The 22,400-nt window shown below is 68.0% G+C and carries 19 protein-coding genes and 1 tRNA gene; 9 read left to right on the top strand and 11 right to left on the bottom strand.

Features of this window, described 5'->3' with window-relative positions:
• Positions 1-72: 72 nt before the first annotated feature.
• Positions 73-621: a helix-turn-helix domain-containing protein gene (locus ABD366_RS20270; protein WP_324774608.1), complete on the top strand. Its 549-nt coding sequence runs from the start codon at positions 73-75 to the stop codon at positions 619-621.
• Positions 622-756: 135 nt separating this feature from the next.
• Positions 757-2,496, top strand: coding sequence for a protein kinase domain-containing protein (locus ABD366_RS20265; protein WP_324774610.1), 1,740 nt, complete (start codon positions 757-759; stop codon positions 2,494-2,496).
• A 47-nt stretch (positions 2,497-2,543) separates the two neighbouring features.
• Here ABD366_RS20265 and ABD366_RS20260 read toward each other — a convergent pair whose 3' ends face one another.
• A complete protein-coding gene (locus ABD366_RS20260; RefSeq protein ID WP_324774612.1) occupies positions 2,544-4,010 on the bottom strand; it encodes a hypothetical protein in 1,467 nt (488 codons plus the stop codon).
• Positions 4,011-4,225: 215 nt separating this feature from the next.
• Positions 4,226-4,354, bottom strand: a complete 129-nt coding sequence (locus ABD366_RS20255) for a DLW-39 family protein (RefSeq protein ID WP_003999697.1) — start codon at positions 4,352-4,354, stop codon at positions 4,226-4,228.
• A gap of 326 nt (positions 4,355-4,680) precedes the next feature.
• Between ABD366_RS20255 and ABD366_RS20250 the strand changes: the two genes are divergently transcribed.
• Positions 4,681-5,007, top strand: coding sequence for a DUF6344 domain-containing protein (locus tag ABD366_RS20250; protein ID WP_324774631.1), 327 nt, complete (start codon positions 4,681-4,683; stop codon positions 5,005-5,007).
• A gap of 481 nt (positions 5,008-5,488) precedes the next feature.
• Here ABD366_RS20250 and ABD366_RS20245 read toward each other — a convergent pair.
• From ABD366_RS20245 to dnaA, 9 genes are all read right to left on the bottom strand, one after another.
• Positions 5,489-5,562: transfer RNA gene (locus tag ABD366_RS20245), tRNA-Ile, on the bottom strand.
• Between the two features lie 122 nt (positions 5,563-5,684).
• Entirely contained in the window at positions 5,685-6,353 is a 669-nt protein-coding gene (locus ABD366_RS20240) for a DUF3566 domain-containing protein (protein ID WP_324774633.1), read from the bottom strand.
• 18 nt (positions 6,354-6,371) lie between these two features.
• On the bottom strand, positions 6,372-8,984 hold the full coding sequence (gene gyrA, locus ABD366_RS20235; RefSeq protein ID WP_324774634.1) for a DNA gyrase subunit A: 2,613 nt from the start codon (positions 8,982-8,984) through the stop codon (positions 6,372-6,374).
• A gap of 42 nt (positions 8,985-9,026) precedes the next feature.
• A complete protein-coding gene (gyrB, locus tag ABD366_RS20230; RefSeq protein ID WP_324774636.1) occupies positions 9,027-11,135 on the bottom strand; it encodes a DNA topoisomerase (ATP-hydrolyzing) subunit B in 2,109 nt (702 codons plus the stop codon).
• Positions 11,136-11,410: 275 nt separating this feature from the next.
• Entirely contained in the window at positions 11,411-11,998 is a 588-nt protein-coding gene (locus ABD366_RS20225; protein WP_324774639.1) for a DciA family protein, read from the bottom strand.
• Positions 11,995-13,119, bottom strand: coding sequence for a DNA replication/repair protein RecF (recF, locus tag ABD366_RS20220; protein WP_324774641.1), 1,125 nt, complete (start codon positions 13,117-13,119; stop codon positions 11,995-11,997). Before recF ends, ABD366_RS20225 begins: the two co-directional genes overlap by 4 nt.
• A gap of 89 nt (positions 13,120-13,208) precedes the next feature.
• On the bottom strand, positions 13,209-14,084 hold the full coding sequence (gene gnd, locus ABD366_RS20215) for a phosphogluconate dehydrogenase (NAD(+)-dependent, decarboxylating) (RefSeq protein WP_324774643.1): 876 nt from the start codon (positions 14,082-14,084) through the stop codon (positions 13,209-13,211).
• 188 nt (positions 14,085-14,272) lie between these two features.
• Positions 14,273-15,403, bottom strand: coding sequence for a DNA polymerase III subunit beta (gene dnaN, locus ABD366_RS20210; protein WP_018529725.1), 1,131 nt, complete (start codon positions 15,401-15,403; stop codon positions 14,273-14,275).
• Between the two features lie 903 nt (positions 15,404-16,306).
• The gene (gene dnaA, locus ABD366_RS20205) at positions 16,307-18,307 is read right to left on the bottom strand and encodes a chromosomal replication initiator protein DnaA (protein ID WP_324774646.1); all 2,001 of its coding nucleotides are present in this window, start codon (positions 18,305-18,307) and stop codon (positions 16,307-16,309) included.
• A gap of 405 nt (positions 18,308-18,712) precedes the next feature.
• Between dnaA and rpmH the strand changes: the two genes are divergently transcribed.
• From rpmH to rsmG, 6 genes are all read left to right on the top strand, one after another.
• Positions 18,713-18,850, top strand: a complete 138-nt coding sequence (gene rpmH / locus ABD366_RS20200) for a 50S ribosomal protein L34 (RefSeq protein WP_006381191.1) — start codon at positions 18,713-18,715, stop codon at positions 18,848-18,850.
• Between the two features lie 20 nt (positions 18,851-18,870).
• Positions 18,871-19,242, top strand: a complete 372-nt coding sequence (gene rnpA / locus ABD366_RS20195) for a ribonuclease P protein component (RefSeq protein WP_324774650.1) — start codon at positions 18,871-18,873, stop codon at positions 19,240-19,242.
• Positions 19,239-19,589 (top strand): membrane protein insertion efficiency factor YidD, encoded by a 351-nt coding sequence (gene yidD, locus ABD366_RS20190; RefSeq protein WP_324774652.1) that lies wholly within the window; start codon positions 19,239-19,241, stop codon positions 19,587-19,589. Before rnpA ends, yidD begins: the two co-directional genes overlap by 4 nt.
• A gap of 8 nt (positions 19,590-19,597) precedes the next feature.
• Positions 19,598-20,917, top strand: coding sequence for a membrane protein insertase YidC (gene yidC / locus ABD366_RS20185; protein WP_324774654.1), 1,320 nt, complete (start codon positions 19,598-19,600; stop codon positions 20,915-20,917).
• A gap of 27 nt (positions 20,918-20,944) precedes the next feature.
• The gene (locus ABD366_RS20180) at positions 20,945-21,457 is read left to right on the top strand and encodes a Jag family protein (RefSeq protein ID WP_324774656.1); all 513 of its coding nucleotides are present in this window, start codon (positions 20,945-20,947) and stop codon (positions 21,455-21,457) included.
• 105 nt (positions 21,458-21,562) lie between these two features.
• On the top strand, positions 21,563-22,279 hold the full coding sequence (gene rsmG, locus ABD366_RS20175) for a 16S rRNA (guanine(527)-N(7))-methyltransferase RsmG (RefSeq protein ID WP_324774658.1): 717 nt from the start codon (positions 21,563-21,565) through the stop codon (positions 22,277-22,279).
• Positions 22,280-22,400 lie beyond the last annotated feature (121 nt).

Below are 22,400 nucleotides of genomic sequence, written 5' to 3'. Positions count from 1 at the left end.
CACTCTCCGTAAGATGCCCCACGTGCTTCGCGGCAGCGAAGGACCGTATTGGGGAAGCGATGGGGAGACGCAATGGACGCCGCACAGCAGGAAGCTACCGCAAGAGCCCGGGAGCTCCAGCGCAGCTGGTACGGAGAGCCGCTGGGGGCGCTCTTCCGTCGGCTGATCGAGGATCTCGGACTCAACCAGGCCCGCCTGGCAGGCGTCCTCGGACTGTCCGCGCCCATGCTCTCCCAGTTGATGAGCGGTCAGCGCGCCAAGATCGGAAACCCGGCGGTGGTGCAGCGCGTGCAGCTGCTGCAGGACCTCGCGGGTCAGGTCGCCGACGGCAGTGTCAGCGCCGCCGAGGCCACCGAGCGTATGGACGAGATCCGAAAGTCGCAGGGCGGCTCGGTACTCACCAACACCGGCCAGACGGCATCCGGTTCGGGTGCCCCGACCGTGAAGCGCGTGGTGCGTGAGATCCAGTCGCTGCTGCGCTCCGTCTCGGCGGCCGGCGACATCATCGAGGCCGCGGACTCCCTCGCCCCCACCCACCCGGAACTGGCAGAGTTCCTCCGGGTGTACGGCGCGGGGCGCACCTCCGACGCGGTCGCCCACTACCAGGCGCACCAGAGCTGACCCCGGGCGGGCGCAGCACCGGGTCCGGCTCCGTGACCGCCACCGTCGGCGGTCTCGGGGCGGACCGGACGTCCTTGCGTGGTGTTCGTGGGGGCCTTCCGCATCGCGGGCCGAGGAGGGGAGCGTCGCACAACCATGGGTGAGGTCTTCGCCGGCCGGTACGAACTGGCCGACCCGATCGGCCGCGGGGGAGTGGGCGCGGTGTGGCGGGCCTGGGATCACCGGCGCCGCCGCTATGTCGCGGCCAAGGTCCTGCAGCAGAGCGATGCCCATACGCTGCTGCGCTTCGTGCGCGAGCAGGCGCTGCGCATCGACCATCCGCATGTCCTGGCCCCGGCGAGCTGGGCCGCGGACGACGACAAGGTCCTGTTCACCATGGATCTGGTCGCGGGCGGGTCGCTGGCCCACCTGATCGGTGACTACGGGCCTCTGCCGCCGCCGTTCGTCTGCGTGCTGCTCGATCAGCTCCTCTCCGGGCTGTCGGCGGTGCACGCCGAGGGTGTCGTACACCGCGACATCAAGCCTGCCAACATCCTTCTCGAGGCCACCGGTACCGGTCTGCCGCATCTGCGCGTCTCCGATTTCGGTATCGCGATGCGCAAGGGCGAGCCGCGTCTCACGGAGACCAACTATGTGGTGGGGACACCCGGTTACTTCGCGCCCGAGCAGGCGATGGGCGCCGAGCCGGACTTCCCCGCGGACCTTTTCGCGGCGGGCCTGGTCGCGCTCTATCTCCTCGAAGGCGCCAAGCCGGACGCCAAGGCCCTGATCGAGCACTTCGCGGAACATGGCACACCCAGTGCCCCCGTAGGCGTCCCCGGCCCGCTGTGGGGCGTCCTCGCCGGTCTGCTGCAACCGGATCCCGAGGCCCGCTTCCGTACCGCGACAGGGGCACGCAAGGCGCTTCTCGCCGCCGCGGAGCTGCTGCCGGAGCCGGGCCCCGAAGATGATCTGATCGAAGTCTTCGACCAACTCGGTCCGCTGCCGCCGGGATTCGGCCCGAGCGGCCCCGCCGTCCGGGGCCGCAGGGCCCGCCCGCTGCATGCCACGGGGACCACTCCGGTCATGCCCATGCCTCCCCATGTCCCCGCGTACGAGCGCGAGACTGCGGGCGAATCCCAGTCCCGTGCCGAGCCTTACTCCGGGCCGCAGCCCGGGCCGCACTCCGAGCGCGTACCCGGGCCCGAGCCGGCTGCGCCGTTCGAGCCTCCACCCAAGCCTGCGGCCGCGCCCGGACCCATGCGGGAGCCCGAACCCAACGCGACCCCCAGTCACGCGACCCCCAGTCACGCCGCCCCCAGTAACGCCACTCCCAGTCACCCGACCCCCAGCCATCCCACTGCCGGTTACCCCACCGCCGGTCGCCCCGCCCCCCCACCGACCGCGGAACCCTCGTCGGAGTCGACGCCCGAACCGTCCCTCACCTCGATGTCGGAGACGGGAAGCTTCCACCTCCCGCCCCCGGCCCCGGCCCCCACTGAGGAGCGGCTTCCGCCTCCACCGGCGATGCCCCCGATGCCGTCGGGCCAGCCCAGCACCGCTGTCCCGCTGCCCGAGCCGCCCCGGCATCAGCCCCCGGCCGCCCAGCCACGCCCCGAGCCCGCGCGCGAACCACTGCCTGCGCCTCCCGCCCCCGTTTCCCATGACCCCTCCCCGCCCCCTCGCCCGGCTCAAGCGATGACCACCGTGGTCCCGTACGGGCAGGACCGTCACTCTGTGTACGCATCTCGCAGCCGTGAGGTTCCCCATAGAGCCCGAGAACTTTCCGCGCGACGCGCACGCCGGCCAGGACCGCCCGCGAAAGTGACGATCCCGGTGCTGTTCATCGCCGTGCTCTGCTTCGCCGTGGGCGTCTGGGCGCTGACGCAGGCCTGAGGCATCGGACCGAGCCGGGGCCCCTCGGCCCGGCCTCCTTCAGTCCCTCACCCCCGTACCCTCCGCACCGCCACCACCTTCCACACCCCCAGCCACAGCACCAACGCTGTCCCCGTCCCGATCCCGGCCACCCCCAGCAACACCATCCGCCCGTCCACCGGCGGCGTGGACGAGGCGGCAGAAGCAGGGGAAGGTGACGAGCCCGAAGCACCCTCCTCGGAACCGGAGTTGTCCCCTCCGTCACTCGCGCCCCCGGACGAGTCGGCGCCGGAACCTCCCCCGGCATCGCCGTGGCCCGTGCCCGACCCCTTCCAGACGGCGCCGCCCTCCCCCTGCTCCGCCGCCTCCCGGTCCTTGGCCGTGACCTGGAACTCCCCCGGGTCCCGCACATAGTCGGGCTGCTGCCCCTCCTCGCCGTCGACCGTCACGCGCAGCGTCAGCCCGGACTCCTTGTCCCCGAACTTGCCCGCCATCGCCGGATTCAGGGTGACCTTGAGGTAGTACCAGCCGGCCATCCGCATCGCCGCCTGGTCGTCGCGCATCAGATAGCGGTTCTCGTACGCCACGGGCGGCAGCGGATCGAACGTGGCGGACGCCGGAGAGCCCGCGTACGACGCCTCCTTCGCCACGACCGCCGCCCGCGCCGGGTTGTACAGCTCCATGTCGAGCGCCCCGGTCACGATCCCCCGACGCGACCCGTCCCCCGCGGAACTGCCCAGCTCGGCGTCCAGGAAGAGCTGCTGCCCCCAGTCCACCGGCACTCGGTAGAAGTGGCTGTCGCCGGGCCGGATGCCGTCCTTCCACACCCCGCCCCGCAGGGCGACCGCGTCGTTGAAGCCGGTCCCGCCCGTGCGGCGTACGGCCTTGCCCGTCGGCGGCTGCACAGTGGCTGACGGCCAGGCCTTGGGCCCCTCGGTGCGTGTCGCGGACACCAGCCCCGGTTCAGTGGCCACCTTCAGTTCGAGCCCCCACGCCTCCTGGGTGGACGCGGCGTCCGCCTTCCGCTCCACTACTACGTAGTAGGTCCCCGCCGCCTGACAGCGCAGCCCTCCTGGCCGTACGAGACGCTGGGCGGCGGCCGCGACGGGCCGCGGGTAGGCCCCGGAGCGGAACGTGGCACGTTCGGAGTCGCAGCGGTTCCCGTTGCGATCCTGAAGCCGCACGGTGATCCCGTCCGAGTAGGTCGCCTTCACCTCGGGCCCCAACGGCGGCACGGCGACCACCGACACGTAGGCGCTGGCGGCTCCGTCCAGCTCGACGCGGTAGTACGCGGCACCGTCCGTCCCGGTACCGATCGAACTGCGATACGTCTCGCCCGTCCTGATCCGCGGCGCGTCAGTGCTGTTCTGCGCCCCGGGTACTTTTCGGGCGTCCTCGGCGTAGACGTACGGATCGGTCTCGCCGGCCGCCACCGCCACCGTCGCCCCGGGCAGCGCAAGTACCGCGCACAGCCCCGCGCCGACGGCGGCCGCCGACACCGTTCGACCGCGCCATTCCTCCACCAACCGCCTCATGAGTCTCCCCATGGGGGGTCATCCTGCCGTTCCGGGGCGCGTTACGTCCGCCGTGCGCCGGAATCCCGCCACTCATTCGCTGCTGTATGAAGTGACGTCGCTTACGTGGATAGCGTCGCTCTGTGCCGCTCGCAAGGCGGGGCGTACGGGTCCGGACAGCACAAAGCCCCGGCCGCTGTTGCGACCGGGGCCTGCGAAGAGACTGTTGTCGATACTCACGAACCCGTGGGCACGGAGTCAGTCGCCTCCGTCCACAGATCCTGCTCGGCGCGATCCGCCTGGATCTGGCGGTACACGAGGAGCCCGCCGATGGCGGCCAGTGCGACCAGGAGAAGCTTCTTCACCGCGCGACCTCGTCTTTCCTTGGCGTAGGGGACTTCTGCCGCCCGACTATACACACCGACCGATACCGATCGGTGACCTGGATCCGCACCTCAACTCCGGCCCAGAACAGAGCAGTAGAACCGGATGATCACACTCCACGGACGACCACCCACCACCACGCAGAACGGTACTTACTTCACATCAGCGGCGATTTATCCCCCTTGCGCCCATCCGAGTGGTGTTGATCTGAAGATCGACGCGCCACGAGCGTCGGTCCTTCACTCCTGGCGCTGCATACACATCATGAGGAAAGTACGCAAATCGCCCAACCTGAAAGTGAGGGACCATGACCAAGAACCGGGTCATGACGCTGTGGACAGTCGTCATCTCTGCCTTCATCGCGCTCTTCTCCGCGCTCGGCCTCGTCTCCCCGGCCGCCGCGGCCACTCCCGTACAGCAGACGGAGGAAGCCCGCAGCGCGGCGGTGAGCGCCCCCGCCGCCACGTCGGCCCGGCCCTTCTGGACCTTCAAGCGGTCCCTGCCACCGACGATGAAGCAGCGGATCCGCGCCGAGGCCCACGGTTCCTCCCCGAGCTGCCGCCACCGCCCGCCGGCCGACAGCGAGCAGTCCGAGGGCGACGCGGGACTGCAGGCCGAAGCGCTCACGGCGTAGCCGCAGCCGTAGCAGAACCATCCGTCCGGCTCACGAAGCGGGACACCCAGGAAGAACAGCAAGAACAGTAGGAACGCAGGAACAGTAGGAACGCAGGAACAGTAGGAACGCAGGAACCGCAGGAACGCAGGAACCGCAGGAACGCAGGAACGCAGGAACCGCAGGAACGCAGGAACCGCAGGGACGCAGGACCGTCGGAACGCAAGACCGCAGGACCGTCAGAACGCGAGAACGCAGGACGCAAGACCAGCAGAAGCACCACGAGGCACAACGGGGCCTACGAGCCCCTGGCGCGGCCATAGAGGGCGGCTTCTCATACGCCGCCTACGTACGAAGCCGCGTGCAGGTACAACAGCAGACACACAGAGCCCTATCGAGGCCCCAGCCATCTCCTTCGGCTGAGCGGGCTCTTTCGGCATGTCCGGGACGGACGAACAAGCAAAGACCCCCAGTCGATATCGACTGAGGGTCTTGTCAAATGTGGGGCTAACAGGATTTGAACCTGTGGCCTCATCCTTATCAGGGATGCGCTCTAACCAACTGAGCTATAGCCCCGCCGCGCTCTGCGGTGTGTGTCCCGCGCGCTGACCTCTGAAGATTAGCGCACCAGGGGGCCAGTCCCAAAATCGATAGTCCTGGCCCGCCCACCAGCGGCTCTTCCGAGCCTGTGGGACCGCTTACTCGTCCTCGGCGAGGGTGAGCTCGACACCGCCGACGAAGCCCGCGGAGAGGTTGTAGATGAACGCGCCGAGCGTCGCGAGAGCCGTCGCCAGGACGACGTCGATGACCGCGATGACCGTCGTGAACATCAGCACGCGCGGCAGCGAGAGGAACGACTGCAGGTCGAAGCCGTTGGACTCGTTGGAGCCCGTGGCCTCGGAAAGCGTGCCGCCGACCGTGGAGAAGACGCCCATGGCGTCCATGACCATCCACAGCACCGCGGCCGCGATGATTGTGCAGATGCCGAGCGCGATGGACAGCAGGAAGCTGACCTTCATCACCGACCACGGGTCCGCCTTGGCCACGCGCAGGCGTGCCTTGCGGGTGCGCGGGGTGGTGCGCGCCCCGGTGCGCGGCCTGCGCACCGCTCCGGCCGGCGCATTCTGATACGCCTGCGGCGGGTGGTACGGCTGCGCCGACTGCTGCGGCTGCTGCCTTTCCCCGGGCAGGGCGCCGCCACCGTCCATGTACGGCTGGGCCTGCGAACCTCGGGTGTCCGTCACAGTTCCCCCCTGGGATCCATGAGACTCGTGCGAGTCCTTCGAGTCATGAGAGGAGCCACGGCCGCCCTCGGTTTCCGTACCGGTGGGTACACCGGCAGAACCTGCGCCCGTGGCTCCGCTCACGATGACTCTCTCCTCGCGCTACTCGGCCGAGGACTGCTCGCCCTCGTCCGTTCCGACGACCGTCTCGTCCTGGGCCGCTTCGTCGGTCACAGGGCCGTCCGCGTCCGCGGCGACAGCCTCGACCTCCTCGGCCTCACGACCGGCCTCGGCGTTACGAGCGATACCGACCACGGCATCGCGCTTGCCCAGGTTGATCAGTTGAACGCCCATGGTGTCACGGCCGGTCTCCCTGACCTCGTTGACTCGCGTACGAATCACACCGCCCGACAGCGTGATGGCAAGGATCTCATCGGTCTCCTCGACCACCAGCGCGCCGACCAGCGAACCACGGTCCTCCACGATCTTGGCGGCCTTGATGCCGAGGCCACCGCGACCCTGGACGCGGTACTCGTCGACGTTGGTCCGCTTGGCGTACCCACCGTCGGTGGCGGTGAAGACGAACGTACCTGGCCGGACGACATTCATCGAGAGCAGTTCGTCGCTCTCGCGGAAACTCATGCCCTTGACACCCGAAGTGGCACGGCCCATCGGACGCAGTGCGTCGTCCGTGGCGGTGAACCGGATCGACTGCGCCTTCTTACTGATGAGCAGCAGATCGTCCTCGGCCGAGACCAGTTCGGCGCCGATCAGCTCGTCGTCCGAACCGTCCGCCGTCTCACGGAGGTTGATGGCGATGACACCGCCGGACCGGGGCGAGTCGTAGTCCTTCAGGGACGTCTTCTTGACGAGGCCCGCCTTTGTGGCGAGAACCAGATAAGGCGCCGCATCGTAGTCGCGGATCGCGAGGATCTCCGCGATCGCCTCATCGGGCTGGAAGGCGAGCAGGTTCGCCACGTGCTGCCCACGTGCGTCACGGCCGGCGTCCGGGAGCTCGTACGCCTTGGCGCGGTACACGCGGCCCTTGTTGGTGAAGAACAGCAGCCAGTGGTGCGTCGTCGACACGAAGAAGTGGTCGACGATGTCGTCTTCCTTGAGCTTCGTGCCGCGCACGCCCTTGCCGCCGCGCTTCTGCGAGCGGTAGTCGACCGTCTTCGTGCGCTTGACGTACCCGCCACGCGTGATGGTGACGACGATGTCCTCTTCGGCGATCAGGTCCTCCATGGACATGTCGCCGTCGAAGGGCACCAGCTTGGAGCGCCGGTCCTCGCCGAACTTGTCGACGATCGCCTGCAGTTCCTCGCTGATGATCTGGCGCTGCCGCTCGGGCGAGGCCAGGATCGCGTTGTACTCGTTGATCTTCTGCTGGAGTTCGTCGTGCTCCGCGACGATCTTCTGGCGCTCCAGGGCGGCGAGCCGGCGCAGCTGCATCTCGAGGATGGCGTTGGCCTGGATCTCGTCGATCTCCAGAAGGCCCATGAGGCCCTCTCGCGCGATCTCTACGGTGTCACTGCGCCGGATGAGGGCGATGACCTCGTCGATGGCGTCCAGGGCCTTCAGGAGGCCACGCAGGATGTGCGCGCGCTCCTCGGCCTTGCGCAGCCGGAACTTGGTGCGCCGGACGATGACCTCGACCTGGTGGCTCACCCAGTGGCGGATGAACGCGTCCAGCGACAGCGTGCGCGGTACGCCGTCGACCAGCGCCAGCATGTTGGCGCCGAAGTTCGTCTGCAGGTCGGTGTGCTTGTACAGGTTGTTCAGCACGACCTTGGCGACGGCGTCCCGCTTCAGGACGATGACCAGGCGCTGACCGGTACGCGAGCTCGTCTCGTCGCGGACGTCGGCGATACCGCCGACCTTGCCGTCCTTCACGAGGTCGGCGATCTTCTGCGCGAGGTTGTCCGGATTGACCTGGTAGGGGAGTTCGGTGACCACCAGGCACTGGCGGTTCTGGATCTCCTCGACCTCGACGACCGCGCGCATCGTGATGGAGCCACGGCCGGTGCGGTACGCCTCCTCGATGCCCTTGCGGCCCACTACAAGGGCGCCGGTCGGGAAGTCGGGGCCCTTGATGCGCTCGATGAGGGCGTCCAGGAGCTCCTCGTGCGAGGCCTCCGGGTTCTCCAGGCACCACTGGGCGCCGGCCGCGACCTCGCGCAGGTTGTGCGGCGGGATGTTGGTCGCCATGCCGACCGCGATGCCGGCCGAGCCGTTGATCAGCAGGTTCGGGAAGCGGGCCGGGAGGACGGTCGGCTCCTGGGAGCGGCCGTCGTAGTTGTCCGTGAAGTCGACGGTCTCCTCGTCGATGTCACGGACCATCTCCATGGACAGCGGCGCCATCTTGCACTCGGTGTACCGCATGGCGGCCGCGGGGTCGTTGCCCGGGGAGCCGAAGTTGCCGTTGGAGTCCACCAGCGGCATGCGCATCGACCACGGCTGCGCCAGGCGGACCAGGGCGTCGTAGATCGAGGAGTCGCCGTGCGGGTGGTAGTTGCCCATGACGTCACCGACGACGCGGGCGCACTTGTAGAAGCCCTTCTCGGGCCGGTAGCCGCCGTCGTACATGGCGTACAGGACACGGCGGTGGACGGGCTTGAGTCCGTCACGTACGTCGGGCAGCGCGCGGGACACGATGACGGACATCGCGTAGTCGAGGTAGGAGCGCTGCATCTCCGTCTCGAGCCCGACGGGCTCGATCCGCATCGCGATGTCGGTGCCCTCCTCGGAGGGAACCGGAGTGTTCTCGTCGGCCATTGCTAGTGAAGATCCTTTCTGCGGCGGTCAGCTGAGACCGACTCAGATGTCGAGGAAGCGGACGTCCTTGGCGTTGCGCTGGATGAACGAGCGGCGTGCCTCCACGTCCTCGCCCATGAGGACGGAGAACAGGTCGTCGGCCTGGGCGGCGTCGTCCAGGGTGACCTGGCCGAGCACCCGGTGCTCCTGGTCCATCGTGGTGATGCGCAGCTCCTCGGCGTTCATCTCACCGAGACCCTTGAATCGCTGGACCGAGTCGTCGCGGATGCGCTTGCCGGCCTGCCTGCCCAGCTCGATCAGGGCGTCGCGCTCGCGGTCCGAGTACGCGTACTCGAAGTCCTCACGACCCCACTTGATCTTGTACAGGGGCGGCCGCGAGAGGAACACGTGGCCGGCCTCGACCAGGGGCCGCATGAAGCGGAAGAGGAAGGTCAGCAGCAGGGTGTTGATGTGCTGACCGTCGACGTCGGCGTCCGCCATCAAGATGATCTTGTGGTAGCGGAGCTTCTCGATGTCGAAGTCCTCGTGGACCCCGGTACCGAAGGCGGAGATCAGCGCCTGGATCTCCTGGTTCTGCAGGATCTTGTCGATCCGCGCCTTCTCGACGTTGAGGATCTTGCCTCGGATCGGGAGGATCGCCTGGTACTGCGGGTTACGGCCGGACTTGGCCGAACCACCGGCGGAGTCACCCTCGACGATGAAGATCTCGCACTTGGTGGGGTCGTTCGACTGGCAGTCGGAAAGCTTGCCCGGCAGGGACGCGGACTCGAGCAGGCCCTTGCGCCGGGTCAGGTCGCGCGCCTTGCGGGCCGCCACGCGCGCGGTGGCCGCCTGGATGGACTTGCGGATGATGTCCGAGGCCTCGACCGGGTTCCGGTCCAGCCAGTCCGTGAGGTGCTCGTGCACGACCTTCTGGACGAACGTTTTGGCCTCGGTGTTGCCCAGCTTGGTCTTGGTCTGGCCCTCGAACTGCGGCTCGCCCAGCTTGACCGAGAGGATGGCGGTCAGACCCTCGCGGATGTCGTCACCCGTGAGGTTGTCGTCCTTCTCGCGCAGCAGCTTCTTGTCGCGCGCGTACCGGTTGATGAGACCGGTCAGCGCGGCGCGGAAGCCCTCCTCGTGCGTGCCGCCCTCGTGCGTGTGGATCGTGTTCGCGAAGGAGTAGACGCCCTCGCTGTAGCTGGTGTTCCACTGCATCGCGACCTCGACGGAAAGGAGCTTCTCCTTGTCCTCGGCCTCAATGTCGATCACGGTGGGGTGGACGACCTCGCCCTTACGGGAGTTGAGGTACTTCACGAAGTCGACGATGCCGCCTTCGTAGTGGTACGTCACCGAGCGCGCTTCGCCGTCCTCAGGGGCGTCGGCGGTGTCGGCGCCCACGACGGCCTTGGCCGAGTCGCGCTCGTCCGTGAGCTTGATCGTCAGGCCCTTGTTGAGGAAGGCCATCTCCTGGAAGCGCCGCGACAGCGTTTCGAAGGAGTACTCAGTGGTCTCGAAGATGTCGCCGTCGGCCCAGAAGGTGACCGTGGTGCCGGTCTCCTCGGTGGCCTCGTGCTTGGCGAGCGGCGCGGTCGGCACGCCCGCCTTGTAGTCCTGCGTCCAGCGGTGTCCCTCGGTCCTGATGTCGACGGAGACCTTGGTGGACAGCGCGTTCACCACGGAGACGCCCACGCCGTGCAGACCACCGGAGACGGCGTAGCCGCCGCCGCCGAACTTGCCGCCCGCGTGCAGGACGGTCAGCACGACCTCGACGGCCGGCTTGCCCTCGGAAGGGATGATGCCGACGGGGATGCCGCGGCCGTTGTCGATGACGCGGACGCCGCCGTCGGGAAGGATCGTGACGTCGATCGTGTCCGCGTGGCCCGCCAGGGCCTCGTCGACGGAGTTGTCCACAACCTCCTGCACCATGTGGTGCAGGCCACGCTCACCGGTCGAGCCGATGTACATGCCGGGTCGCTTGCGGACCGCGTCCAGCCCTTCGAGGACGGTGATCGCACTCGCGTCGTAGGAGGCTTCTGTCGCCCCCACGTGCGCGTGCGCGCCTGCGCCAGCGCCTGCGTCTACGTGCGCCTGCGCGTCTGCGTCGGTGGACGGGATGTTCTCGTTGGGGTTGCCGGAATCGGCCACGAAGCGCCCTTTCTGGCACAGCACAAGCCAAGCTCCCGGTTGGTGGCCGGTGCGGCTGCGGCGTGTTGGTTCGGTAAGCCCTAGTCAGCGTTGCTCGGTGCGTCCCACAAGTGGGGCGGGATTAGCTTCCAGTCTACCGGTAGCGCCGACAGTGATGGGGGTTTGGCGGTACCTGAGTCCGCATGTGCCGCCCTCAACCGGTCTCGGCCGACTCCCCATATGCGGAGCGGGGCTCCAGGAGGCTCACAGCGGCACTCAGCGCTTCGGGGTGTCAACCCCCCGCAACCGTGGCCGCGGTCTCACCCGTAGGTGTCGTCGTGACCAGTGCTTCCAGGGGCACGCAAGGGGCCGTAGCGGCGGGGGCCACCACCGGGATTCCTGATGTCGATACGGCGTACCGTGCCGTGCCCGAGGTCCTCGTTGAGGCGCTTGACGAGCTGCACGGCCAGCATCCGTACCTGGGTCGCCCATGCCGTCGAGTCGCACTGCACCACCAGGACACGCTCGTCCTCGTCGTACTTCTGCGGCACGCAGTGCCTGGCCAGTTCCTCACCGACGATCTCCGGCCAGCGGCCCATGACGCCGCCGACCGCGGCCGGCGTCTCCCAGCCGCGCTCGGTGATCAACCGGTTGATTGCCGGGCCGAGCCCCATCGGATCGCGTCCGTCGGCCCGCGCTCCCGATCTCAGGCCGCCGCCGCGCCGGACGTGCTTCTTCTGCTGCGCCGCGGCGCCACGCGCGCGTGCGGCCTCTTTCGCCGCACGGAGAGCGACACGGGCGAGATCGACACCAGAAGGCTCGGGAACCGCCTTCGGTTCCTGCGGATTCCCGGAGGCTCCGGACCCTCCGGCCCCCGCTCCCTCTCCACCGGGTACGCGATCGCTCACTGCCGCTCCACCGTCCCCTCGGAGACGACGTACCGCGTGCCGGTCAGCACACCGGGTACGTCGTCGTCGACCGCCGCCGTCACCAGGACCTGTTCCCCGGACGCCACAAGCTCCGCCAGACGCTCCCTGCGGCGCGCGTCCAGCTCCGCGAAGACGTCGTCGAGGACGAGCACCGGCTCGTTCCCCTCGGCCTTCAGAAGGTCGTACGAGGCCAGGCGCAGCGCCAGCGCGTACGACCAGGACTCGCCGTGGCTCGCGTACCCCTTGGCGGGCAGCTGGCCCAGCTTGAGGAGCATCTCGTCGCGGTGCGGGCCGACCAGGGTGACGCCGCGCTCGATCTCCTGCTTGCGCGCGCCTTCAAGGGCGGCGAGAAGCTGCTCGTAGAGCTCCTCGCGCGCGTGCCCGACAATCTCCGGCGAGGACGGCTTGTAGTCGAGGGCGACCGGCCCGCCGCCGGGCGCGAGCTGTTCGTACGCCTTGTCGGCCAGGGGCTGAAGTGACGCGATCAGGTCGAGCCGCTGGGCGAGCAGCTCCGCGCCCGCGCGCGCGAGGTGCTGGTCCCACACGTCGAGCGTGGAGAGGTCCATGGAACGGCCGCCGTGCCGACGGGCCAGCGCCGCGGACTTCAGGAGCGTATTGCGCTGCTTCAGGACACGGTCGTAGTCGGAGCGCACACCGGCCATGCGGGGGGAGCGGGCGGTGATCAGCTCGTCGAGGAAGCGGCGGCGCTCACCGGGGTCCCCCTTGATCAGCGCGAGATCCTCGGGAGCGAACAGCACGGTACGCACGATGCCCAGCACGTCACGCGGCTTGACCTGCGACGACCTGTTGATCCGGGCACGGTTGGCCTTACCGGGGTTCAGTTCGAGCTCGACGAGCTGCTGGCGCTCTCCCTGGCGCACCTGGGCCCGGATGACGGCGCGCTCGGCGCCCATTCTGACGAGCGGGGCGTCCGAGGAGACGCGGTGGCTGCCCAGCGAGGCGAGGTAGCCGACGGCCTCGACGAGGTTGGTCTTTCCCTGCCCGTTCGGGCCCACGAACGCGGTGACGCCCGGGTCGAGTGCGACCTCCGCCCGGGCGTACGAGCGGAAGTCGGCCAGCGACAGATGCGTGACGTGCATGGTCGTGGGCCGACCTCCCCCAGAATTCGCTGACTGCTGTGGACCAGCTGTTGGATCAGTTTCGGTTCAGCTCGTAAACCGGCTGTGTCTCAGGCCTTCTCGACGGCGTGGCCGCCGAACTGATTGCGCAGCGCGGCGATCATCTTCATCTGCGGCGAGTCGTCCTGCCGCGAGGCGAAGCGCGCGAAGAGCGACGCGGTGATCGCCGGCAGCGGGACGGCGTTGTCGATGGCGGCTTCCACGGTCCAGCGGCCTTCACCGGAGTCCTGTGCGTAACCGCGCAGCTTGTGCAGGTGCTCGTCCTCGTCGAGGGCGTTGACCGCCAGGTCGAGCAGCCAGGAACGGATGACCGTGCCCTCCTGCCAGGAGCGGAAGACCTCGCGCACGTCGGTCACCGAGTCCACGGCTTCCAGGAGCTCCCAGCCCTCGGCGTAGGCCTGCATCATCGCGTACTCGATGCCGTTGTGGACCATCTTGGCGCAGTGGCCGGCGCCGACCTTGCCCGCGTGCACGGACCCGAAGTCGCCCTCGGGCTTGAGGGCGTCGAAGACCGGCTGGACCTTCGCCACGTCCTCGGCCGTGCCGCCGTACATCAGCGCGTAGCCGTTCTCCAGGCCCCAGACGCCGCCGGAGACGCCGCAGTCGACGAAGCCGATGCCCTTGACGCTCAGCTCGGCCGCGTGCTTCTCGTCGTCCGTCCACCGCGAGTTGCCACCGTCGACGACGACGTCGCCCTCGGAGAGCAGTTCCTTCAGCTCGTCGACGGTCGACTGGGTCGCGGCACCGGCGGGCACCATCACCCACACCACACGCGGGCCCTTCAGACTGCCCACAAGCTCTTCGAGGCTATGGACATCCGCGAGGTCCGCGTTGCGGTCATAGCCGATGACGGTGTGGCCTGCGCGGCGGATGCGCTCACGCATGTTGCCGCCCATCTTGCCGAGGCCGACGAGACCGAGCTCCATCAGTGGTTCCTTACGTTGCGACAGGGCGTGAGGCGGTGCGGGACGACACGTAGCCGTGCGCTCGTACCTGTGTCCGAGCCTAAACCGGGCGGTACCCCCCACGCCTTTCGGGCGAGGGGCGGCTCACGCACACCCTGTGGACGAACGGGTCGCTCGGGCGGGCCCGAGCGACCTGGTCCTCCGGCGACTCAGCCCGACAGCCGCACCGGCATGATCAGGTACTTGTACGCGTCGTCCGCCTCGGCGTCCACGGCCGGCTTGCCGCTGAGCAGCGCGGGCTTGGTGGACGTCGTGAACGACAGCTGGGCGACCGGGGAGTCGATCGCGCTCAGGCCGTCCAGCAGGAACGTCGGGTTGAAGGCGATCGAGATGTCGTCGCCCTCCAGGTTCGCGTCGACCCTCTCCACAGCCTGTGCGTCGTCGCTGGAGCCTGCCTCCAGGATGAGCACACCCTGCTCGAAGCTGAGCCGCACCGGAGTGTTGCGCTCGGCGACCAGGGCCACACGCTTGACGGCCTCCACGAAGGGGGCGGTCTCGATGACGGCCACGGAGTTGAACTCCGTCGGGAACAGCGTGCGGTACTTCGGGAGGTCGCCTTCCAGGAGGCGCGTGGTGGTGCGGCGGCCCGCGCCCTCGAAGCCGATGAGGCCCTCGCCCGCACCAGAGCCGGACAGGGCCAGGGTGACCGTGTCGCCGCTCGTGAGCGCCTTGGCGGTGTCCAGGAGCGTCTTGGCGGGCACCAGGGCGACTGCGGACGCCTCGGGGTCCTCCGGCTTCCACAGGAACTCGCGGACCGCGAAGCGGTAGCGGTCGGTGGAGGCCAGCGTCACCGTGTCGCCCTCGATCTCGATGCGCACACCGGTGAGGACGGGCAGCGTGTCGTCCCGGCCGGCGGCGATGGCCACCTGCTGCGCGGCCGAGGCGAAGACCTCACCGGGGACGGTGCCCGTGGCGGTCGGCATCTGCGGCAGCGCCGGGTATTCCTCCACAGGGAGGGTGTGGAGTGTGAACCGCGACGAGCCACAGACCACCGTGGCTCGTACACCGTCAGTGGAGATCTCCACCGGACGGTTGGGCAGGGCGCGGCAGATGTCGGCAAGAAGGCGGCCGGAGACGAGCACCGTGCCTTCTTCGTCGATCTCCGCGTCCACAGAGACGCGTGCCGAGACCTCGTAGTCGAAGCTCGACAGGCTGAGTGCGCCCTCCTCGGCCTTCAGGAGAAGGCCAGCGAGGACAGGCGCAGGCGGTCGTGCCGGGAGGCTGCGAGCCGCCCAGGCCACTGCCTCCGCGAGTACGTCGCGTTCCACCCGGATCTTCACCGTAAGCCGCCTCCTGCTTATTGCTGGCTGCTCTCGCCCTGCGTTGGTCATCGGTCTCGTCGTCAGACGTGGTGTCGCTCGGCCCACCGATGGGGAGAACACCGGGGACCAGTCTGACGCACCGCACTGACAGTCGGTGCCTGTCGGGGTCAAGTCGCACCGAGCGGTAGCCGAGCCGCCGGGAGCAAGTTGTGCACAGCCCCCACTTCGAAACGGATTCCCAGCTCTCTCTAGTTGTCAGTAGTAGTAGGGGCTGTGGAAACCGTGGATAACCGTGAGTTCGCAGGTCAGAGGCGGTTTTTTGTCCACCGGGCCTGTGGGCCGAGGCGGTGGACAACTGCCCTCTTCTGTGGACGGCGAAAAGTTCTGCACATTCGATGCACAGGCCGGGCCTACTTCTCCCCAGCGCCGTCCCCAGCTTTACCCGCGTTCCCCACAGGCCAACCGACCCCCTCGGTGTGACGCCTTTCACTCGCGGAGGTGACGAGGCGCGTCGCGTTGCCGAACAGTGGACAGCGGTGTGGAGAAGCGCCTGATCGCTGTGCACAACAGCTGACATCCTGTGGGTCGGCGGTGGACAACGAACCCCACAGCCTGTGGAAGAAAAATCTGTCCACAGCCTGTGGAGATCTTTTTTCCACCGATCCACAACCACTTGACCTGGGCTGATGGCATGTCACCAGCCGTCGCTGTGGACGCAGTCTGGACAACTTCCCAGTCCCCAGGCTGTGGAGCGAAAAAATCCGGCACATCTGTGGAGAACACCCGTAACGCGGCCAGTAATCGAACAGCGGCGCAGTGCGGACTCGTACGGATCAGCGGGCGCGAGCGTGCGCGCATACGAAGAAGGGCGCTCCGGGAGTCGATCCCGAAGCGCCCTGCGAGGACGTGACCGGTCTGCTGTCAGCCGTTCTTGATGCGGTTGGTGAGCTCGGTGACCTGGTTGTAGATCGAGCGCCGCTCGGCCATCAGAGCCCGGATCTTGCGGTCGGCGTGCATCACCGTCGTGTGGTCGCGGCCGCCGAACTGAGCGCCGATCTTCGGCAGCGAGAGGTCGGTCAGCTCACGGCACAGGTACATGGCGATCTGGCGGGCCGTGACCAGGACACGGCTGCGGGAGGAGCCGCAGAGGTCCTCCACCGTCAGCCCGAAGTAGTCGGCCGTCGCCGCCATGATGGCCGGCGCCGTGATCTCCGGAGAGGCGTCCTCGCCGCCGGGGATCAGGTCCTTGAGGACGATCTCCGTCAGTCCCAGGTCCACAGGCTGTCGATTGAGCGACGCGAAGGCCGTGACCCGGATCAACGCCCCTTCGAGCTCACGGATGTTGCGCGAGATACGGGACGCGATGAACTCGAGCACCTCCGGCGGCGCGTTCAGCTGCTCCTGTACCGCCTTCTTACGAAGGATCGCGATACGGGTCTCCAGCTCGGGCGGCTGGACGTCCGTGATCAGGCCCCACTCGAACCGGTTGCGCAGCCGGTCCTCCAGCGTCACCAGCTGCTTGGGCGGCCGGTCGCTGGACAGCACGATCTGCTTGTTGGCGTTGTGGAGCGTGTTGAAGGTGTGGAAGAACTCCTCCTGCGTCGACTCCTTGTCCGCGAGGAACTGGATGTCGTCGACAAGAAGGATGTCCATCTCGCGGTAGCGCTTGCGGAAGCTGTCGCCCTTGCCGTCGCGGATGGAGTTGATGAACTCGTTGGTGAACTCCTCCGAGCTCACGTACCGCACCCTGGTGCCCGGATAGAGACTACGGGCGTAGTGCCCGATGGCGTGCAAGAGGTGCGTCTTGCCGAGCCCCGACTCCCCGTAGATGAACAAGGGGTTGTACGCCTTGGCCGGCGCTTCGGCGACAGCGACCGCGGCCGCGTGCGCGAACCGGTTCGAGGCGCCGATGACGAAGGTGTCGAAGAGGTACTTGGGGTTCAGGCGAGCGGTGGGCTCGCCGGGGCCCGTCGCGGGCGCGGGCTGCGCGGCCAGCGGGCCGGGAGCGCCACTGGGCACTCCACGTCCGCCGGGGCCGGGACCCGAGGGACCGCCGTCCTGGGCATGCCGGCCACCCCTCGACAACTCGCCCGGATCACGCCGCTGTTGGCGCTCGCGCGGGGATTCGTACGAACCGCGCTCTTCGTAAGAAGGCCGCTCGTCATAGGAGGGACGCTCTTCATAAGAGGAGCGCTCCCCCTGCTTCTGCTCGTAAGGGGAGCGTTCCGGCTGCTGGTTGTAGCGGCCGCGTTCGGACTCGTACGGCTGCTGCTCGTAGGGCGAACGTTCTTGCTGCCGGTAGTCGTGCTGCTGCGGAGGGGACGCATAGGGGTCCCGCTCCGGGAAACCGAGGCGCGGCTGCTGCCAGCTGTACTCGTCCTGCTGCGGCCGCGGCCAGGCACCGGGCTCAGGGCGCTGATAGTCCGGGTAGGCGGGCCGGGCGGTCGGAAGCTGGTCGGCGCGCGGAGTCTGCTGCTGCTCGCCGCGCGGGCCCTGGCCGTGCTCGTCCGGACCGCGTCGCTCGTAACCGTCGTAGCTGTCGCGGCTCTCGTACGAGTCCCGGGCCTGGCCGGGAGCGGCAGGCGGTTCGGTGTCCTCGTAGCGCTGCTGCTGGACCGGGGGGGCGGGCGGTGCGGGCGCCTCGCCCATGGAGTCGTCGACCGTGATCGCGATCCGGATGGGGCGCCCGCACTCGCGGCTCAGCGTGGCGCTGACGACCGGGGCGAGGCGGCCTTCGAGTACGCCCTTCGCGAATTCGTTGGGCACAGCGAGGAGCGCAGTGTCGGCGACCAGGGCCAGGGGCTGGCAGCGCCGGATCCAGTGTTCGTCCTTCGTCTCGACGCCCTGCCCGCGACCTTCCCCGAGGAGTTTCTCCAGAACTTGTGGCCACACTGCGGCAAGATCGGCAGGTACGTCAGCCACAGGGCACGCTCTCTCGCTGGTCCCACGAACGTTTGATTCCTGGGACGGGTTGGGTGGGAGGCTCGAAGCCGGATCGAGAAGTAAATCGGGTGGGGCGGTGAGAAGGGAACGAATCGGAGTTCAGCCACGGTAGTCAGCGCGACCGCTGCGGTTCAAGTTGTTGTCCCCAGCCTGTGGACAGTGTCTCGCGCGTGAGGCCGGTTTGACCGGATGGCGTAGCCGCGCGTAACGTGACCGAGTCGAGTTGTCGATGGCTGCTGCCGCCTGCCTCCGATGGGCAAGATGGCGGCCCCTAGTTATCCAGGGCCGTATAGCGGTGCACTCGGGCGTATTGCGAGCTACTCGTGGGCGCACGGTGACAGCCAGGCGATGTCCCGCCACCACACGATTTTCTGGAGCCCCCGAGTGAGCAAGCGCACCTTCCAGCCGAACAACCGTCGTCGCGCCAAGACCCACGGTTTCCGCCTTCGCATGCGGACCCGCGCCGGTCGTGCGATTCTCGCCAACCGTCGTGGCAAGGGTCGCGCCAGCCTGTCCGCCTGATCTCGTAATCAGGTCATGACGTGCTGCCTACCGAGCATCGGCTGAGGCGGCGCGAGGACTTCGCGACCGCGGTACGCCGAGGACGCCGGGCCGGCCGCCCGCTACTCGTCGTCCATCTACGCAGCGGTTCAACGGACCCGCACGCGCTTGGGGAGAGCGTTTCCCCATCGCGTGCGGGTTTCGTCGTGAGCAAAGCCGTGGGCGTAGCCGTAGTACGGAACACGGTCAAGCGCAGACTTCGCCACCTCATGCGCGACCGAATGGCCTTGTTGCCCCCAGGTAGCCTGGTAGTCGTACGCGCGTTGCCCTCAGCGGGTGACGCCACCCACGCACAGCTGGCCCGAGACCTGGACGCCGCCCTTCAGCGGCTGCTGGGAGGGGGCGCGCGATGAAGTACCCACTGCTCGCTTTGATCAAGATCTACCAGTGGACCATCAGTCCGCTGCTCGGTCCGGTGTGCAAGTACTACCCGTCGTGTTCCCACTACGGCTTCACCGCCATCGACCGGCACGGTGCGATCAAGGGAACAGCCCTCACCGCCTGGCGCATCCTTCGGTGCAACCCATGGTCGCCCGGCGGTGTCGACCACGTTCCACCACGCAAGCGTCCGCGCTGGCACGAGATGCTCCGCGACGCCTTGCGCGGGGACAAGAAAGCGGCCCCCGTCGTTGAGGGCGACAGCCCCTCTGCCCAGGACAGCCCGTCCGCAGCGACTTCGCCCAATGCCCAAGGAGCCTGATCAGGGACATGATTTCCGATATCGTCAACGCGATTTCCGGTGTCTTCGCGTTTCTCACGACCCCGGTGTCCTGGGTCATCGTCCAGTTCCACAAGGTCTTCGGGGCCATCTTCGGCCCTGACACTGGATGGGCCTGGGGTCTGTCGATCGTGTCCCTGGTGGTGCTGATCCGGATCTGCCTGATCCCGCTCTTCGTGAAGCAGATCAAGGCGACCCGGAACATGCAGCTGCTCCAGCCGCAGATGAAGGCGATCCAGGAGCGCTACAAGAACGACAAGCAGCGTCAGTCCGAAGAGATGATGAAGCTGTACAAGGAGACGGGTACCAACCCGCTCTCCTCGTGCCTTCCCATCCTGGTGCAGTCCCCGTTCTTCTTCGCGCTGTACCACACGCTCTCTGGCATCGCCGACAACAAGAAGATCGGCGTCATCGACCAGTCGCTGCTCGACAGCGCGCAGAAGGCGCACATCTTCGGTGCTCCGCTGGCCGCCAAGTTCACGGACAGCGCCAGCGAGCTCGCCAAGATGGGCGCCTCGCTGACTGACGTCCGCGTGGTCACCGCCATCATGATCGTTCTGATGTCGGCGTCGCAGTTCTACACGCAGCGCCAGCTGATGACCCGCAACGTCGACCTCACGGTGAAGACGCCGTTTATGCAGCAGCAGAAGATGCTGATGTACGTCTTCCCCCTGATCTTCCTGTTCATGGGCATCAACTTCCCCGTCGGTGTTCTCGTCTACTGGCTGACCACCAACGTGTGGACCATGGGCCAGCAGATGTACGTGATCAGCAGGAACCCCACGCCGGGCAGCAAGGCGCAGGGCAAGATGCTCGAGGGTCTTCAGAAGCACGTCGTCACGCACGGCTCTACGCGCACCAAGCGTGAGCGCAACATCGTCAAGGGCATCGTCGCCAAGGGCCGCGACCGCAACGAGCAGGAACGCAAGTTCATCAACGGCCTGAGCAAGGCCGGTCTCGCGGCGCAGGCCGACGGCACCGTGGTGAAGAGCTCCGCCGCGACCGAGGTCCTGGACGAGGACGGCACGTCCGCCGGCGCTTCGAAGCGGCAGCAGCCCAAGCGGCAGTCGAAGTCGCAGCGCCAGACGGGTGTCGGCACCGCAGGCGGTGCCAAGTCCGAGCCCTCCTCACCTGCGAAGCCCTCGCTGGTGAAGAAGGACGAGCCAGAGGACGCTTCTCCTCAGGCCAAGCAGACCGGCGCCAAGCCCGCCGGTGGTTCGACGCCCGCGGGTGGTTCGAACGGCCGCAGCAAGGCCAAGTCCGGCCAGCGCAAGGGCCAGCAGCGCTCCAAGTCCTCGTCCAAGAAGTAACCCTCGACCCAAGAAGGAGTCCATCCCGTGACGGAAGGCACCACCTCCGCCGCTCCTGAGGGTGGCGACACCCTGACCCGCCTCGAGCAGGAGGGCGAGATCGCTGCGGACTACCTCGAGGGTCTGCTGGACATCGCCGACCTCGACGGTGACATCGACATGGATGTCGAGGCCGACCGTGCCGCCGTGTCCATCGTCAGTGACGCGGGCGGTCGCGATCTGCAGAAGCTGGTCGGCCGCGACGGAGAGGTCCTCGAAGCCCTCCAGGAGCTGACCCGTCTCGCGGTGCACCGTGAGACGGGCGACCGTAGCCGCCTGATGCTGGACATCGGCGGGTACCGCGCCAAGAAGCGTGCCGAGCTCACCGAGCAGGGCGCCAAGGCCGCGGCCGAGGTGAAGAACACCGGTGAGCCGCTCAAGATGACGCCGATGACGCCGTTCGAGCGCAAGGTCGTGCACGACGCCGTCAAGGCCGCCGGTCTGCGCAGCGAGTCCGAGGGCGAGGAGCCGCAGCGCTTCGTCGTCGTGCTTCCTGCCTGATCGGTACGTTGCTTCCCGGCCCCGTCTGTTCGCAGGCGGGGCCGGTCTTTGTCAGCCTGTTAGTCAGCCACCAGTGCGGTAATGCGGTACGGAAGGACGGTCCCCGTGACGGAGTCAGCAGAACTCCCCCCGGCTCCGGAGCAGGCCCGGGCGGTATTCGGCGAGCGCTTTACGGATGCCGTCCGGTACGCGGAGCTTCTCGCCGACGCGGGGGTGCAGCGTGGCCTCATCGGCCCTCGTGAGGTGCCGCGGCTGTGGGAGCGGCACATCCTCAACTGCGCGGTGCTCTCCGAGGTGGTCCCGGAAGGCGTCACCGTGTGCGACGTCGGCTCGGGTGCCGGGCTGCCGGGCATCCCGCTGGCCCTGGTCCGTCCTGACCTGAAGATCACGCTCCTTGAACCGCTGCTGCGCCGTACGACGTTCCTGACCGAAGTGGTGGAGCTGCTCGGGCTCGACCATGTGACGGTGGTCCGCGGCCGTGCCGAGGAGGTTCTCGGCAAGCTGACGCCCGTCCATGTCGTGACGGCTCGGGCCGTGGCCCCGCTGGACCGGCTCGCCGCGTGGGGCGTGCCCCTGCTCCGGCCGTACGGGGAGATGCTGGCGCTCAAGGGCGACACCGCCGAGGAAGAGCTCAAGGGCGCGGGCGCGGCACTGAGCAAGCTCGGCGCGGTCGAGACCTCGGTGCTGCACGTCGGCGAGGGTGTCGTCGATCCGCTGTCCACCGTGGTGCGGGTGGAGGTGGGCGAGAGCCCGGGCGGTGTGCGTTTCGCCGCCAAGCGCGCCAAGGCGGCCAGGACGGGACGCACCCGACGCCGGCGTTGATCACTGGGACGGTGTGGTGGTGAGTGCCGCTGATCCGTCCTGAGGACCAGCAGTACTCCACACAAGCTGCCAAACGTACGCACATCGGGGTGTCGCGCGGGAGTGTGTCGGGCTGCCGTGC

The organism is Streptomyces kunmingensis (assembly GCF_039533535.1).
Lineage (GTDB): Bacteria > Actinomycetota > Actinomycetes > Streptomycetales > Streptomycetaceae > Streptomyces > Streptomyces kunmingensis.
Note: the sequence above shows the minus strand (reverse complement) of the source record. Positions and strands in the feature narration are given on the sequence as shown.

What these genes read in the sequence shown, in the direction of transcription:
- ABD366_RS20265 (WP_324774610.1), top strand. Translation starts at nt 757, where the DNA reads ATGGGTGAGGTCTTCGCCGGCCGGTACGAACTGGCCGACCCGATCGGC.
- gyrA (WP_324774634.1), bottom strand. Translation starts at nt 8,984, where the DNA reads ATGGCCGACGAGAACACTCCGGTTCCCTCCGAGGAGGGCACCGACATC.
- recF (WP_324774641.1), bottom strand. Translation starts at nt 13,119, where the DNA reads ATGCACGTCACGCATCTGTCGCTGGCCGACTTCCGCTCGTACGCCCGG.
- gnd (WP_324774643.1), bottom strand. Translation starts at nt 14,084, where the DNA reads ATGGAGCTCGGTCTCGTCGGCCTCGGCAAGATGGGCGGCAACATGCGT.
- ABD366_RS20270 (WP_324774608.1), top strand. Translation starts at nt 73, where the DNA reads ATGGACGCCGCACAGCAGGAAGCTACCGCAAGAGCCCGGGAGCTCCAG.
- yidC (WP_324774654.1), top strand. Translation starts at nt 19,598, where the DNA reads ATGATTTCCGATATCGTCAACGCGATTTCCGGTGTCTTCGCGTTTCTC.
- yidD (WP_324774652.1), top strand. Translation starts at nt 19,239, where the DNA reads ATGAAGTACCCACTGCTCGCTTTGATCAAGATCTACCAGTGGACCATC.
- ABD366_RS20260 (WP_324774612.1), bottom strand. Translation starts at nt 4,010, where the DNA reads ATGAGGCGGTTGGTGGAGGAATGGCGCGGTCGAACGGTGTCGGCGGCC.
- ABD366_RS20250 (WP_324774631.1), top strand. Translation starts at nt 4,681, where the DNA reads ATGACCAAGAACCGGGTCATGACGCTGTGGACAGTCGTCATCTCTGCC.